Origin of the sequence: Oxalobacter formigenes, assembly GCF_002127965.1 — a bacterium.
In the GTDB taxonomy this organism is placed as follows: Bacteria; Pseudomonadota; Gammaproteobacteria; order Burkholderiales; family Burkholderiaceae_D; genus Oxalobacter; species Oxalobacter formigenes.
The window spans coordinates 2,391,854-2,407,779 of sequence record NZ_CP018787.1; the positions used below are offsets into that span (position 1 = coordinate 2,391,854).

Here is a 15,926-nt window from a genome sequence, read left to right on the forward strand (position 1 = left end):
GCATGCTGGACAATCAAGTCAAAGAACAATTAAAAAACTATCTCGCCAAACTGGTCAATCCGATTGAGATAGTCGCCTCGATTAACGATACCGAAAAATCCAGGGAAATGACCGCTCTGTTGCAGGACATCGCGGAGCTTTCCACCAAAATCACCCTTATCGAAAAAGCCGACGACGACAGGAGATCACCTTCTTTCTCCATCAATCGTCCTGACGGCGGCGTCAATCTTCGCTTTGCCGGTATTCCGATGGGTCACGAATTCACGTCTTTAGTTCTCGCATTGCTGCAGGTTGGCGGTTATCCGCCCAAAGTCGAACCGGACGTTATCGAACAAATCAAAAATCTGGACGGAAAGTACGAATTCGAAACGTACATTTCCCTGAGCTGCCAGAACTGTCCTGAAGTCGTTCAGGCATTGAACCTGATGGCTGTGCTTAACCCCAATATTTCGCACGTCATGATCGACGGCTCCATCTATCAGGATGAAGTCAATGAACGTCATATCATGGCCGTACCCAGTATTTATATGAACGGTCAGGAATTCGGTCAGGGCCGGATGAACATCAAGGAAATTCTGGCCAAGGTCGATACCGGCAGTTCCAGACGCGAAGCTGAAAAAATATCGGCCAAAGAACCTTTCGACGTTCTCGTCATCGGCGGTGGCTCCGCCGCAGCGACGTCGGCCATTTATGCCGCCAGAAAAGGTATCCGTACCGGACTGGTCACTGAAAATTTCGGCGGACAGATTCTGAATACGACCGATATCGAAAATGTCATTGCCATCAAGAAAATCGAAGGCACCCATCTGGCTGCCGTATTTGAAGACAATATCCGCAATCACGACATTGACGTGATGATGCCTCAACTGGCCGTCAACCTGATTCCCGGCGAGCTGATTGAAGTACAGCTGGCTAGCGGTGCATCCGTCAAAAGCAAAACCGTCATTCTGGCAACTGGTGCAAACTGGAGAAAAATGGATGTTCCGGGAGAAGAACAGTATATCGGGCGCGGGGTAGCGTTCTGCCCTCACTGCGACGGCCCGCTTTACAAAAACAAGCGTATTGCCGTTATCGGAGGCGGTAACTCCGCTGTCGAAGCCGCCATCGATCTGGCCGGTATTGCCGAACATGTCAGCGTTCTCGTTCGCAATACGACACTGACGGCCGACACCGTTTTGCAAAACAAGCTGTTCACACTGAAAAACGTGACTTTGATCACGCAGGCCCTGACTTCCGAAGTGAAAGGAAACGGCCAGAAAGTAACCGGACTGGTCTATGAAGACATGGCTACTGTTTCGAAACGGACTCTCGACGTGGAAGGAATTTTCGTCCAGATCGGGCAGGTTCCGACAACCGAATGGCTGAAGAAAACACCCGTCAAACTCAATGAGAAAAACGAAATCGATGTCGATGCTTATAACAGGACAAACGTTCCCGGCATTTTTGCGGCAGGTGACGTCAGCTCGTCTCCCTACAAACAGATTGTCATTGCGATGGGCGATGGCGCCAAGGCAGCTCTCTCCGCATTCGATTATCTGATTCGCAATTAAGCGGCAATTTATAAAAAAACGGGACCGCATCAGCCGGTCCCGTTTTTTATTTGGGATAAAATAAATGATTCCTTTATAAATTGCACGAATTTCATATGAATAGCGAAGCCATCAAAAAAGCGGCACAACTCATTCATGAAGCCGATAGCCTGTTTATCGGAACCGGTGCCGGTATGGGCGTCGATTCCGGGCTGGCCGATTTTCGTGGTAATCATGGATTCTGGAAAGCCTACCCCAAACTGGGAAACGCCGGGATTGAATTCACCGAAATGGCGAACCCGATGGCTTTTGTCAAAAATCCCAGACAGGCATGGGGATTTTACGGACACCGTTTAAACCAGTACCGGCAGACGAAACCACACGCCGGTTTCGACATACTGAAAAAACTGGGTGAAAGCAGGCCACTGGGCTATTTTGTTTTCACCAGCAATGTCGATGGACAATTCCAGAAAGCCGGGTTCGATCCGGCTATTATTGCCGAATGCCACGGATCGATCCATCATCTCCAATGTCAGGACAGCTGCACAGGCGCGATCTGGGAAGCCGACGATTTACAGGTTGAAGTCGATACGGAAAATTGTCTTCTGACATCGGAATTGCCCGTTTGTCCTGAATGCCGTTCCCTTGCCCGGCCCAATATCCTGATGTTCAATGACTGGGGATGGATTGGCGAGCGCACGGAATGGCAGATTGCCAAACTGAACCAGTGGTATCACCGGACGAAAAAAATGGCGGTCATTGAACTGGGCGCAGGGATTCACGTACCGACCGTCAGGAGAGTATGCGAATCATTCAATGTTCCCATGATCCGGATCAATCCCGGTGAACCGCAGGTTCGCAGCAACAACGATGTGAGTCTGCCTCTGGGGGCTCTTGAAGCGCTGGAAAAGATTTACAGCGAATTTCAAACATTGAATAACCGATCCTGAAAAGCGAATTCAAAATGACATTAAGCGTTCAAGACATATGGAACGACGTCGCCGCCGTCCGTAAAACCGCTCCCCTCGTACACTCGATTACCAATCTGGTTGTCATGAGTTACAACGCCAACGCCCTTCTCGCTCTGGGAGCGGCACCCGTGATGGCACATGCACGGGAAGAAGTGGAAGAAATGGTCGCAATTGCCGGTGCGCTGGTATTGAATATCGGTACTCTTCAACCGGAATGGGTCGAAGCCATGAAACTGGCGGCGAAAAAAGCAGCCTCACTGAACAAGCCGATTATTCTCGATCCGGTCGGCGCCGGAGCGACTTCTTATCGGAACCGGACGATTACGGAGTTGCTCGTAATGGCAAAACCGGCTGTCATTCGTGGAAATGCGTCCGAAATCATGAGCGTATCCGGTCTGGATTCTGCCACAAAAGGAGTTGAAAGTCTTCAATCATCGGAAGCCGCCATCGACGCGGCAAAGACGCTTGCCCGAAAAATTGACGGTACCGTCTGTGTTTCCGGTGCGACGGACATTATTACAGACAAAAACGGCAAGACCGCCTTTCTGCAAAACGGCCATCCATGGATGACGAAAATTACCGGAACCGGCTGTTCCGCCACCGCCATGATCGGTGCATTCACAGCTGTACAATCCGATTACTGGCGTGCAACCGTATCCGCCATGGCCTATCTCGGTGTCGTCGGAGAATTTGCAACGGAAGAAGTACAGAAAAAGAATCAGGGAGTGGGAAGCCTGCAGATAAAAATTCTGGATGCCCTGCAACTGATGCCGGAAAAGGAATTCAGGAAACGGCTGAAAATGTCCCTCAACGGGGATTGAACACTTTTGAAATCCCGGGCGGAACAAAAAAATCGTGGGTGAAAAAAGCTTGCATTCAAGGCATATGCTCTGCCATTGCAAGCTTGCGAACCAGCGCTTTCTGCCGTTTCTGTTCGGCCCTTTGTTCACGCTGGATTTCCGCTTCCTTCCGGCTCAGCAGGCAACCACACCATTTCTGGCGATACAGTCCCAGCTCTTTCGAGAGATTGATGCCATCGTACCAGTAGGGCCGGAAATCCCGATAAAGGAATGCGACACCCGTTTCCAGCGCTACCTGTTCCGCTTCCCGGCAAATCGCTTCATGATGCTGATAACGGGAATACAGCAGGCTCGTCGTGAAAAATCTGAAACCGTGCTTTTTCGCTTCCAGTGCCGTCGCCAGCAAACGCTGCCTGTAACATTGGACACAGCGTTCGCCCTCTGCTGTTATGCCATTCAATGCTTTAATCCATTTTGCAGGTGCTTGCGCTTCGCCTGCCAACACAAGTGGATAGTCCAATTTTTCGGCTGCAAGCTGTGCACAAGCACGTCGGAACTCATACTCCTCTTCAGGATGGATATTGGGATTGAAAAAAAAGGCCGTCACCTCAAATCCCTCCTTTCGCAAATGCATAACCGGCATCAACGAACAGGGGCCACAGCAAATATGCAGGAAAACCGAATTTTCACCCATGTCTTTACAGATCCAGAATTCAACAGGCAATATTATTCAACACGAACACGGTAATTCAAAGTGGACTCACCATTGGCAGGTACTTTGATGTTCCAGACAGCGTTCATCCCGTCTTTCGCATGAGGATGATTTTCCTGCAAAATCTGCCAGCTGCCGGGGATCGGTTCTTTTACCTGAACGGTCACACTATTGTTTTTGGCATTTTTCAGAACGATTTCATAAGCGCTTTCAACCGTCCTCACAGTCTGGTCCTGCGACGGCAACATCTTGTATTCCGTCTGTTTTCTTGACCCTGTCACGTCGAACGATTCACCCATTTTCAGACTGACTGCTCCATTGACCGGTGTATGCGACATCTGGCTTTCGCCCAGAAATTGCTGGTTTCCGTGATTGTCCGTCTGGTAGAAACGAACGGTCCCGCCCGGCAATGGCATACCGAGCCTGTCGCCTTTGGTGTTTCTGAATGTGACCGTTATATTGACCGGCAAATTGTCACTGACATTCGGCATCCGGCTTCTGTAATAATAATTACCGCCATTCAGTACCCATTCTTTTTTCACCTTGACGTCATTCGCACTCAAAAGGGAATACTGTCTCGTCTGATTGTTCGCGAGCGTGACCTTTTGTGGCAGCGTATACAAATGATAGTCGGCAAAGGATTCCTGCGAAATTTCATTATTTGCCGGCATGGCATCGAATTTTGCCGACCGGGCAGCCGCCATCAGGATCGGACGTCCCGACGTTATGTTCGGGTTTCCCGCAATCAGTTGAACTCTGGCATTTTTGAATTCCGACCCGCTGTTGTTGCTAATGGCCGCCCAGCCGGACAAATTCATCCGGTTTTCCTTATCGTTCAACTGGGCAACGTAATTGGCATTCCAGCCGATCCCGTTCGTCAGATAATCCAGTTCAAGTTGCTGCCTCTGGCTTGTATTGCTGTTGATCTCAACCGTCAAAACCGGTTTTGCCAGCAAACCATTCGGAACATGATCGTAAACGATCCGGCCGGGCACACTCGTTTCGATACGGTTTCCGATTTTCAGGACAATTCCGCCCTGAGCTGACAACACTTCAGCCTGTTCTTCCGTTTCCGCTCCTGTTGTCGGATTGGTTTTGACGACCTTCACTTTCTTGCCGACATAGCTTTCCAGAAGCGTTTGGGGAGACAACAGATTATTGTCGAAATAAATCTGGGCGACACTGATTCTGCCCGAAGACATATCCTTCAACATGACGGTTTCCGGCTGAATCCGTTCACTCACATCGGCAAACCGGATTTTGACGGCCCCATTGTGCATCGGGACTTGCCGGATATCCCTGACAAGAGCCATATCGCGCTCATAAATCGTCAGGGAAACCTGTTTCTGGTCGTTTTTGCCAGTCTGTACAGTGGTCACCGCAAAAGCAAGTGGCGTCACAAATATCAGGGAAAAAAGCAGGGAATGTCGGAAGGGTCTCATGAACAGGTTCTCCGTATAAAACCGTCGAAAAATGGATGCCGGGAGGATAAAAAAAAGATTCTCATGTCCAGCTTGCTTTGGTCATTGTATAGGGTAATTGTAAAGGGTCACTGTTTTTTACGTTTGAATACAAAACAAGTCAAGGATTCGAATTTGCCTTTCTGGTTCCATAAAAAAAACAGGACAACTGAAGTTGTCCTGTTTTTTCAAGCATATTGAACCGCTTTTATATCTGTGCCAGAGCCTGATCCAGATCGGCGATAAGATCGTCTGCATTTTCCAGACCGATAGACAGGCGAAGCATGTCTTCGCTGACACCGGCCTTTTTCAGTTCTTCCGTACTCAGCTGACGATGAGTTGTCGATGCCGAATGAGTTGCCAGAGAACGGGCATCACCGATATTGACCAGACGGGTAAACAGTTTGAAGCCATCCAGTACCTTGGCACCTGCTTCGCGTGCGCTCATGCTGCCAGACGGTTTCACACCGAAAGACAGGAGGCTCGGAGCTTTGCCATTCATGTATTTCTGCAAGAGGGCATGATCGCGATGATCCGGCAATGCGGCACAGTTCACCCAGGATACTTTTGGATGATCGTTCAGGAATTTGGCGATGGCCAATGCATTTTCACAGGTTCTGTCCATACGCAGCGGGAGAGTTTCGATGCCCTGCAGAATCAGGAAAGAATTCATCGGCGAAAGTGCGCCACCCATATTACGGAGTGGAACGACCCGGGCGCGTCCGATATAGGCCGCATCGCCAAAGGCTTCCGTATAAACGACACCATGATAGGAAACATCCGGTTCGTTCAGACGTTTGAATTTTTCCTTGTGTTCTTTCCATGGGAATTTGCCACTATCGACGATACAACCACCCAGACTGTTTCCATGACCGTTCATCGATTTGGTCAGGGCATACACCACGATATCGGCACCGAATTCGAAAGGACGGCACAAATAGGAAGTCGGGACCGTGTTGTCGACGATGAGGGGAATACCGTGAGCGTGCGCAATTTTGGCCAGCTTTTCGATATCAGTGACATTGCCGAGCGGATTGCCGACGGATTCACAGAAGATAGCCTTCGTCTTGCTGTCGATCCGTGCGGAGAAATCGTCTTCCAGCAGAGGATCGGCAAAACGGACTTCAACGCCATATTGCGGGAACGTATGGGCAAACAGGTTATATGTGCCACCGTAAAGCGTACTCGACGCGATGATATTATCGCCGACTTCCGTAATGGTCTGAATGGCATAAGACACAGCCGTCATACCGGATGCCAGAGCCAGCCCTCCGACACCCCCTTCCAGAGCCGCAACCCGTTTTTCCAGCACGTCGTTCGTCGGATTCATGATACGGGTATAAATATTGCCCGGCACTTTCAGATCGAACAGGTCTGCGCCGTGTTGCGCGCTGTCGAAAGCATAAGCCACTGTCTGGTAAATAGGCACCGCAACCGATTTGGTAACAGGATCAGGGGAATAACCGGCGTGAATCGCAAGAGTTTCGAATTTCATGGTCAATAATCGCGAGATGAATAATAAAGATATTTCACATTGTACAGATTGATGTGCCGCTGTACAAAAGCAAACTAGACAAGCCTTTGTGGATGGGCGTAAACCGTATGACCGTTTTCGCGGACAAAACCGAGCAGGGTCAGATTGATTTCATTGGCGATTTGGATCGCCAGTGCCGTCGGTGCAGAAACTGCTGCCAGCATGCCGATACCTGCCGATCCGCATTTCTGTACCATTTCATAACTGGCCCGGCTCGTTACGAGCGCTGCCCCTGTGGAACGATCGGCTTTCTGTCTGACAAGCGCACCGATCAGCTTGTCCAGTGCATTATGCCGCCCGACATCTTCCCGAACCAGCCCGACATTGCCATTGGCGTCCAGCCATGCCGCAGCATGGGTTGCACCTGTCTTTTTCTTGAGAAGCTGGAGCTCATCCATTTTTTCAAAACCCCAATGGATGACTTCCGTACTGAAAACTGGATTCGACATGACAAGAGGAGGCATGCGGACCGCCTGAGACAGGGAATCCGTGCCGCACAGGCCACAACCAGTGCGCCCCGTCAGATTTCGCCTTCTTTCCTTCAAATACTGAAACCGTTCGCTGGCAATATCCATTTCAACACGAATGCCGTTTTCAACCTCGACGATCTCTGTCCCGTAAATTTCTTCCGGGACTTCAATAATACCTTCAGTCAGTGAAAATCCCAGTGCAAAATCTTCCAGATCTGCCGGCGTCGCGAGCATGACGGCGTGAGAAATCCCGTTATAAACCAGTGCGACCGGGACTTCTTCAGCAACGGTATCGTCTCTCAGTACCTTTTGTCCGTTTTTCCAATGGCACACACTGACTTTTTCCGCTGTGTCATACGTTTTCATATCATCCTCTTTCAGGGCAGAAGCGCAACCACGACAGCCGATTCATCGACCGAGGCAAACACCCTGTCCTCAAGCTGGATTTTCCTGTCAGCGGAGGCGAACCCGACCAGTTGCAGCCCCGGAATCAATTCCATCGTGACTTCATCTTCCTTGTCACCGGCTGAAATCCGCGCAACCTTTCCGCAAAACAGGTTGGCCGAGGATAAATTGGACGTGTTCGTCTCGTCAAAAACCTTGACCGCTGTCGCCTTGCACATGGCGACGACCTGAAGACCGGGTTTCAGAGCCAGCAGCTCGGCACTCGTGCGGGTAATTCGCGCAATCAGGACCGGCATTGAATCATTGACGGCAAGACAGACCCGGACGATTTGCCCGCTCATTTTCAGGCCCTTGACCCGACATGGCAGATAATTGCGCATACTCGTCCTGATCGACAGACGGGAAAAACGCGCATCGACCGTATCGATGGTTTCCCCCTGAAACTGGTCCAGCACTTCCTGACGTTTTTTTTCAAGAACACCTGCGATCTGAAGCAGCCGTTCCCCCTCATCCGTCAGTTTGGCGCCGCCACCACCAACTCCACCAACGACCTTTTCGACCAGTGAGACCCCAGTCAGGTTAGTCAGCGTATCGATAGCCTGCCATGCCGCCTTGTAACTGATGCCTGCCTCGCGTGCAGCCTGTGAAATGGAACCCGTTTGCCCGATTTGCCTCAAAACCTCGATCCGTTTGTCGGTCGTCCCATGAGCGAAAGCGTTTGCCAGAGAAACTGAATCAGTCATTTTCAATCACGTTAAAAAAATAAAATAGTTGAACATTTGAAAAATGTTCTGCTAGAATCGCTATTCCAATTATGAATAGCGATTGAGTTCAACCATGAAAAAATGTTTCCGTTTACCTTCTTTAATTTTCGGATTTCTGCTTTTAAGCGTATCCGCTTTTGTTTCAGCAGAAACCGTCCACGTCGCCGTGGCTGCCAATTTTGTCGAACCGCTCAAAAATATCAGTGCACAATTTGAAAAAACGACCGGCAACAAAGTCATGGTCACCAGCGGCGCTACGGGCAAACTCTATGCCCAGATAAAAAACGGCGCCCCTTACGACATTCTTCTGGCAGCTGATGCAAAAACGCCAGCAAAACTGGAAAGCGAAGACGCTATTGTACCCGGTAGCCGTTTTACCTACGCTATCGGCAAACTGGCACTCTGGTCCGCAAAACCCGGCTATGTGGACAATAAAGGGGAAATACTGAAAAAGCAACCATTCAATCACATTGCCATCGCATCGCCGAAACTGGCTCCTTACGGATTGGCCGCGCAGCAAACCCTCGAAAAAATGGGCTTGTGGCAAACCATGCAGGCCAAAATAGTGCAGGGTGAAAACATCGGACAAACGTACCAGTTCGTCGCTTCCGGCAATGCCGAACTCGGTTTTGTCGCCCTCTCCCAGATCTATAAGAACGGCAAAGTCAAAAGCGGTTCCGCATGGATCATCGATGCAAGGGATTACCAGCCGATCAAACAGGATGCCGTCCTGCTGACCCACGGAAAAAACAATGCTGCCGCTGTTGCCCTGATGAAATATCTCAAATCCGGCGAATCGTACAAGGTATTGAAATCCTACGGTTACGGCCATTAATGGATAACTGAAAATGCTGGAAATGGATTTTTCTGCTGTCTGGCTGACTTTGAAGCTGGCAACACTGACGACCGCCATCCTCCTCGTTCTCGGGACACCCCTTGCGTGGAAACTGTCCCATACGGATAGCTGGTGGCGAGGCCCCGTCAATGCTGTCGTGGCACTCCCATTTGTGTTGCCACCGACCGTTCTGGGCTTTTACCTGTTGACCATGATGGGGCCAAACGGTCCTGTCGGCCAGTTCTGTGAATGGCTTGGACTGCCTACGCTGCCCTTCAGCTTTTCGGGTCTTGTCGTCGCTTCCGTCATTTATTCCATGCCCTTCGTGGTTCAGCCCCTGCAGAATTCTTTCGAAACCATCGGAAAACGCCCGCTTGAAGCGGCGGCAAGCTTGCGGGCATCCCCGCTGGACACTTTTTTCAGTGTCATTCTGCCGATGGCAAAGTCCGGCTATCTGACCGCCACCGTCATGGGATTCGCCCATACAGTCGGTGAATTCGGTGTCGTACTGATGATCGGGGGCAACATACCCGACAAGACACGTGTTCTGTCCGTTGCGATCTACGACCATGTCGAAGCGCTGGAATATACACAGGCACACTGGCTTTCTGCCGGCATGCTGATATTCTCGTTTTTCGTTTTACTGGCACTTTACCTTTTGAATCCTAACCGGAGGCGGGCATGAAAAATCTGCTTCTCAAAGGAAAAGTGACCCGTAAAAACTTCGAACTGGATTTCGATCTGGCGTTACCAGGATCGGGAATCACGGCATTTTTCGGTGAATCAGGCGCCGGCAAATCCACCCTGCTGCGCGCTGTTGCCGGACTTGTCCAGCCATCAGACGGACAAATCAGGATCGGCGATGAAATATGGCAGGATGATGAAAAGAAAATCTTCGTCCCGACCCATAAACGTTCTGTCGGTTTCGTCTTTCAGGATGCAGCGCTGTTCCCGCATCTTTCCGTCAGGAATAATCTGCAATACGGGATGAAACGCATTCCGGCTGAAAAACGGGTCATATCTCTGGAAAAAGCAGTCGATCTGCTCGGAATCGGCCATCTGCTCGACCGGGTACCCGATACCCTTTCAGGCGGAGAACAGCAGCGCGTCAGTATCGCCCGTGCATTGGCGACAAGTCCGGATATCATGTTGATGGATGAACCGCTGGCAGCGCTGGATATGAAGCGCAAGTCCGAAATCATTCCCTATCTCATGCGTCTGAATGCAGAACTGGAAATCCCGATTCTGTACGTCAGCCATGCACTGGAAGAAGTCAGTATGCTGGCCGATCATCTGGTTCTCCTTGAAAAAGGCAAGGTCATCGCTTCAGGAAAAATCAGCGAAATGTTGACCCGGCTGGATCTTCCTCTCGCTTATTACGATGTCGCTGCTGCTGTCGTAAACGGACAGGTCATCGAGGAAGACAGGGAATACTGCCTCTCCACGATCCGTTTTTCAGGCGGAAACATTTTGCTGCCTTCAGCCAATTTGAGCGTGGGTCAGCAAGTTCGCCTTCGTGTTCAGGCACGGGATGTCAGCCTGACAACTGAAAAGCCGGTGAATACCAGCATCCTGAATGCTTTCGAAGCAACAGTCGTCAATCTGTCTCCTGACGCGAACGGCCAGGTTTTAATCGAACTCGACGCAAAAGGAACACGTTTATTGTCGAGAATCACAAGCAAGTCGGTCAATACCCTCAAACTGGGCATAGGCAAACCCATCTTTGCCCAGGTAAAAGGCATTGCCGTGATTGAATAAGCCTTTAAATACGGCGTCGATCAGACACAGCACCTGAAAAGTTGCTGTGTTCGGCAGGAATTTTTTTCCGAAGATATAATTCATGAAAACAATTCTCATTTAGCCATAAAAAATTGCCTTGCGGCAACACAATGGGTATGAAAGAATAGTTCACATCAACATTTAATAATATTATAAAGTCTTTACGACGGAGGTTTCCAATGAATGCCAAAGCCCAGGTTCCACAATACGAATTGCTCATCAATGGCAAATGGGTCAAACCGAAAAGCGGGAAATATTCGACCATCCTGAATCCGGCGACGGAAGAAGTCATCGCCTATGTCGCGGCCGGTGATGAAAACGATGTCGATACCGCTGCCAAAGCAGCACGGGCTGCCCTGAAAGTCTGGAATGGCATCAGCGCCGCCGAACGTGGCCGGATTCTCAACCGCTTCGCTGATCTGCTGGAAAAAAATCAGGAAGAACTGATCCTTCTCGAAAGCATCAATGCTGGCAAACCGATTTCCAGTGTCAGAAGACAGGATATGCCTGCCGCTATCGATACCCTCCGTTACTACGCAGGCTGGACCGACAAGATCATCGGTCAGGTCATTCCTGCCAGAACGGATGCGCTGACCTATACCGTCCGCGAGCCAGTCGGTGTTGTTGGCGCGATCGTGCCGTGGAATTTCCCGATCATGATCGGCATATGGAAAATCGCTCCGGCGCTGGCCTGTGGTTGCACATTGATTGTCAAACCGGCCGAACTGACCCCGATGACCGCGATTCGTATCGGTGAACTGGCTCTTGAAGCAGGTATTCCTCCAGGTGTCCTGAATATCGTTACCGGTAAAGGCAGTGTCGTTGGCGATGCAATGGTCGCTCATCCGCAAGTCGACAAAATCACCTTCACTGGCTCTCCGAAAGTCGGTCGTGGCATCATGCAGGGTGCGTCGAGCAACTTCAAAAAACTGACGCTGGAACTGGGCGGCAAATCGGCCAATATCATTTTCGACGACGCCGATCTGGATGCGGCCGTTCGCGGTTCCGCTTCCGGCATCTTCTTCAATGCCGGTCAGGTCTGCTCGGCCGGTTCCCGGATTCTGGTCCACAAGAAAATCCACGACGAAGTCGTCGACCGCCTGATCGATCGTGCAAAACACATCAAGATTGGTGATACGGCATCGAAAGAAACCATCATGGGACCGCTGGTTTCCGAAAACCAGTTGAATACCGTCATGGAATACATCGACGTCGGCAAGAAAGAAGGTGCATCCGTCGCGTATGGTGGTGATCGTGTCGGCGACAAAGGCTTCTACGTTGCCCCGACGATTTTCACCGGTGTCAAAAACGAAATGCGCATTTCTCAGGAAGAAATTTTCGGCCCTGTCGCCAGCGTGATTTCCTTCGAGGATGAGGAAGAAGCCGTCGCCATTGCCAACGGAACCGCTTTCAGCCTGGCTGCCGGCGTATGGAGTGCCGACGTGACCCGTATTCACAAAGTCGCACAGGATATCAAGGCCGGTACTGTCTGGGTCAATACCTACGGTTACACAGACGTCCGCCTCCCATGGGGTGGTACGGGTGAATCCGGTTTCGGCCGTGAACACGGTGAAGCCGCTCTGGAAAACTTCACCGAACCGAAAACCATCTGGCTGTCGCTGAAAAGGTAAGCAACAAGCCAGCCCATAAAAAAACCTCTCCATCCGGAGAGGTTTTTTGTTACCTTGAACCGCTTGATCAGGCCGCTACAGCATCATCGACCGCTTTCGCGAGCGAGGCTTTCATCTTGCCGTATTCTTCGACAAGATATTTTTCAGCCCACTTCTGGTCTTCGATCTTGTGAAGCCGGACAGCACTGTATTTGTATTCCGGTGTCTTGGAATACGGATCAAGATGCTCGATCGTCAGTTCATTACAGGCGCCGATCCACCACTGGTAAGTCATGTAAACGGCACCACGGTTCGTGCGTTCACTGACCTTGGCACGGCTGATAACCTTTCCGCGACGGGATTCAACCCAGACCAGCTGTTCATCTTTAATGCCCAGTTCCTGCGCATCCGTCGTATTCATCTGGACATAACCCGGTTCATCAGCCAGCGTCTGCAATGCCGAACAGTTGCCGGTCATGGAACGGCACGAATAATGACCGACTTCACGAACAGTCGAGAGAATCAGCGGAAAATCGTCATCGACCTGATCCAGTGGCGGTCTCCAGTCGGAAGCGATCAATTGCGCTTTCCCGCTCGGTGTCGCGAACCTGTTGCCCTTGTACATCCACTGATCACCCGGATCATCCAGCGTCAGGCAAGGCCAGGGCACATAACCGAGACCTGCCATTTTTTCATAAGTCGCACCGTAATAGAGAGGGCACAACTCACGCATTTCGTCCCAGATTTCCTTCGTATTCTTATACTTCATCGGATAACCCATCGCCGTCGCCATCAGGCTATGGATTTCCCAGTCCGGCTTGACATTGCCCTTCGGTTCGATCGCTTTTTCAAAATACTGGAAACCACGGTCAGCTGCCGAATAGACCCCTTCATGTTCACCCCACGACGTTGCAGGAAAGATAACGTCTGCCTGCATGGCCGTCTTGGTCATGAAGATATCCTGAACAATGACCAGCTCGAGTTTTTCATAAGCCTCACGTACGGAAGACAGATCCGGTTCCGTCTGTAACGGGTCTTCACCAAAAATGTAAACTGCCTTCAGCTTGCCTTCTTCAACGTTATGGCCAACTTCGGTAATTGGAATGCCTTTCTTGGCTGGCAGGGATTTGACGCCCCATGCCTTTTCGAATTTGGCGCGGATTTCAGGATCTTCAACCGATTGGTATCCCGGGAATTGCCCCGGAGTCGCTCCCATATCGCAGGAACCCTGAACGTTGTTCTGTCCGCGAACCGGACCAACACCGACATTCGGACGTGCAAGATTGCCTGTGATGACGGCAATATTGGACAGGCCCATACAGGTTTCGACGCCCTGCCCCCATTGCGTGACGCCCATACCCCACAAAATCGTGGCAGAAGGGGCTGCCGCGTACATGCGAACCGCTTCGCGTACCATTTTCGGATCGAGCCCGGTAATTTCCGCGGTATTTTCCGGCGTGTATTTCGAAACGAGCTCGCGCATCTTTTCGAAACCTTCGGAATAGTTTTCGACGAATTCCCTGTTGTACAGGTTTTCCTCGATCAGCGTATTGATGAAGGCATTGACCAGCGCCATGTTGGAACCGTTCTTCATTTGCAGATGAATGTCTGCAATACGGGACGATTCGATGACTCGGGGATCGCAAACGATAATCTTTGCGCCCTTCTGTTTTGCTTTCAGAATCCGGCGTGCAACGATCGGATGGGAATCGGCTGCGTTGTAACCGAAGATCAGGAGACATTTCGTATCTTCGATTTCAACGATCGAGTTGCTCATCGCGCCGCTGCCAAGCGTTTTTTCCAGCGCGGTAACGGACGGCCCGTGACAGACGCGGGCGCAGCAATCGACGTTATTCGTACCGATAACGGCACGCGCGAATTTCTGGGTAACGTAATTGGCTTCATTGCCGGGGCCACGGGCACACCCGCTGATAAATATGGAATCGGGGCCGTGTTTTTCCTTGATGTCCATCAGTTTCGAACTGGCGAAACGGATCGCTTCATCCCACGATACCGTGGTGAATGGATCGCCTTTCCTGTAGCGAACCATCGGCTGGGTCAGGCGAGGCGTCAACAGGCGGGTATCATTCAAAAACTCCCAGCCGTAATAGCCTTTCAGGCACAGTTCACCCTGATTGGTAAAACCGTTAGCGCCTTCAGCTTTGATGATCTTGTTGTTTTCGACAGTAAAACTGATTTTACAGCCCGACGCGCAGTACGGGCAGACGACGAGTTTCTTTTCCATATTTTCTCCCAGAAGTCCGGGATGCATTACCGGATCTGTTTCGGATTAATCGAAGGAATTCTCCGACATTTTCAAAAGCGTATCATCGCGTCTCTTGTCGACCTTGTTTTCCAGCGCACCCATATCCACGATATGCAAGGCATGAGTCGGGCAAACCGACACACACTGCGGACCTTCAGGGACATTGATACAGAAATCGCATTTTTGCGCAATCTTGACCGATTTGCGAACAGTCACCGGTCCCAATTCGGCTTGCTCTACCGGCTTGGAAACGATTTCCATCGCACCGAACGGACATGCCAGCACACATGTCTGGCAACCGATACAGCGCTCCTTGATCAACTGAACCGTGTCGGCGCTATAAACCAGTGCATTCGTCGGACATACGTTCACGCAAGGCGCATTTTCGCACTGGCGGCACTGTACGGGGGCGGTCAGTTTCAATCCCTTGACCAATCTCAATCTTGGTCTGAAATTCTCAGGGGTCAAATCGTTTTCAGCTCCCGTAGGATGAGCCAGTACACATGCCACCTCACAGGTACGGCATCCGATGCATTTATCTGGTTCCGCGATTACAAACCGGTTCATTCTTTCTGTCTCCTGCCTGTCCAGCTATTACTGGAAAAATTATAAAGATAAGGGCGTCCCCTACAGAGTTACCTGAATAAAAAGGGGAAAAAAGAGAACACCAATGACAACAATATAATGGAAAATTGGAATTCGTGCTGCCCGCTTGCATTTTGCTAGTTGGTAATTATATTCTATCGAATTCACTTTCTGTGCAGAACCTTTCATATTTTGATGTTAATATC

General features: G+C 50.6%; 14 protein-coding genes. 7 read left to right on the plus strand and 7 right to left on the minus strand.

Annotated elements, in window-relative coordinates:
• Positions 1-2: 2 nt before the first annotated feature.
• The 3 genes from ahpF to thiM all read left to right on the plus strand — a co-directional run bounded on the left by ahpF (position 3) and on the right by thiM (position 3,321).
• On the plus strand, positions 3-1,550 hold the full coding sequence (ahpF, locus tag BRW83_RS11265; RefSeq protein WP_005879273.1) for an alkyl hydroperoxide reductase subunit F: 1,548 nt from the start codon (positions 3-5) through the stop codon (positions 1,548-1,550).
• Positions 1,551-1,645: 95 nt separating this feature from the next.
• Positions 1,646-2,479, plus strand: coding sequence for an SIR2 family NAD-dependent protein deacylase (locus BRW83_RS11270; RefSeq protein WP_005879272.1), 834 nt, complete (start codon positions 1,646-1,648; stop codon positions 2,477-2,479).
• Between the two features lie 14 nt (positions 2,480-2,493).
• A complete protein-coding gene (gene thiM / locus BRW83_RS11275) occupies positions 2,494-3,321 on the plus strand; it encodes a hydroxyethylthiazole kinase (RefSeq protein ID WP_005879269.1) in 828 nt (275 codons plus the stop codon).
• A 55-nt stretch (positions 3,322-3,376) separates the two neighbouring features.
• On the opposite strand, the gene BRW83_RS11280 is transcribed toward thiM, so the two are convergent.
• From BRW83_RS11280 to BRW83_RS11300, 5 genes are all read right to left on the minus strand, one after another.
• Positions 3,377-3,994: an epoxyqueuosine reductase QueH gene (locus tag BRW83_RS11280; protein ID WP_005879267.1), complete on the minus strand. Its 618-nt coding sequence runs from the start codon at positions 3,992-3,994 to the stop codon at positions 3,377-3,379.
• Between the two features lie 32 nt (positions 3,995-4,026).
• Positions 4,027-5,454: a DUF4139 domain-containing protein gene (locus BRW83_RS11285; protein ID WP_005879265.1), complete on the minus strand. Its 1,428-nt coding sequence runs from the start codon at positions 5,452-5,454 to the stop codon at positions 4,027-4,029.
• A 226-nt stretch (positions 5,455-5,680) separates the two neighbouring features.
• Positions 5,681-6,967: an O-acetylhomoserine aminocarboxypropyltransferase/cysteine synthase family protein gene (locus tag BRW83_RS11290; protein ID WP_005879263.1), complete on the minus strand. Its 1,287-nt coding sequence runs from the start codon at positions 6,965-6,967 to the stop codon at positions 5,681-5,683.
• Between the two features lie 74 nt (positions 6,968-7,041).
• Positions 7,042-7,842 (minus strand): formate dehydrogenase accessory sulfurtransferase FdhD, encoded by an 801-nt coding sequence (fdhD, locus tag BRW83_RS11295; protein WP_005879260.1) that lies wholly within the window; start codon positions 7,840-7,842, stop codon positions 7,042-7,044.
• Positions 7,843-7,853: 11 nt separating this feature from the next.
• Positions 7,854-8,624: a TOBE domain-containing protein gene (locus BRW83_RS11300; protein ID WP_005879258.1), complete on the minus strand. Its 771-nt coding sequence runs from the start codon at positions 8,622-8,624 to the stop codon at positions 7,854-7,856.
• 94 nt (positions 8,625-8,718) lie between these two features.
• Between BRW83_RS11300 and modA the strand changes: the two genes are divergently transcribed.
• The 4 genes from modA (at position 8,719) to BRW83_RS11320 (ending at position 12,890) form a co-directional block, all read left to right on the plus strand.
• Positions 8,719-9,480 carry a molybdate ABC transporter substrate-binding protein gene (modA, locus tag BRW83_RS11305; RefSeq protein ID WP_005879256.1) on the plus strand — a complete coding sequence of 254 codons (762 nt, stop codon included), beginning with the start codon at positions 8,719-8,721 and terminating at the stop codon, positions 9,478-9,480.
• 13 nt (positions 9,481-9,493) lie between these two features.
• Complete coding sequence (modB, locus tag BRW83_RS11310) at positions 9,494-10,165, plus strand: molybdate ABC transporter permease subunit (RefSeq protein WP_005879254.1); 672 nt, start codon at positions 9,494-9,496, stop codon at positions 10,163-10,165.
• Positions 10,162-11,238, plus strand: coding sequence for a molybdenum ABC transporter ATP-binding protein (modC, locus tag BRW83_RS11315; RefSeq protein WP_005879252.1), 1,077 nt, complete (start codon positions 10,162-10,164; stop codon positions 11,236-11,238). Before modB ends, modC begins: the two co-directional genes overlap by 4 nt.
• Before the next feature lie 200 nt (positions 11,239-11,438).
• Entirely contained in the window at positions 11,439-12,890 is a 1,452-nt protein-coding gene (locus tag BRW83_RS11320; protein WP_005879251.1) for an aldehyde dehydrogenase family protein, read from the plus strand.
• 67 nt (positions 12,891-12,957) lie between these two features.
• Here BRW83_RS11320 and fdhF read toward each other — a convergent pair whose 3' ends face one another.
• Together fdhF and BRW83_RS11330 are read right to left on the minus strand one after the other, a co-directional pair.
• A complete protein-coding gene (gene fdhF / locus BRW83_RS11325) occupies positions 12,958-15,114 on the minus strand; it encodes a formate dehydrogenase subunit alpha (protein ID WP_005879249.1) in 2,157 nt (718 codons plus the stop codon).
• 45 nt (positions 15,115-15,159) lie between these two features.
• The gene (locus BRW83_RS11330; protein WP_036602420.1) at positions 15,160-15,702 is read right to left on the minus strand and encodes a 4Fe-4S dicluster domain-containing protein; all 543 of its coding nucleotides are present in this window, start codon (positions 15,700-15,702) and stop codon (positions 15,160-15,162) included.
• Positions 15,703-15,926 lie beyond the last annotated feature (224 nt).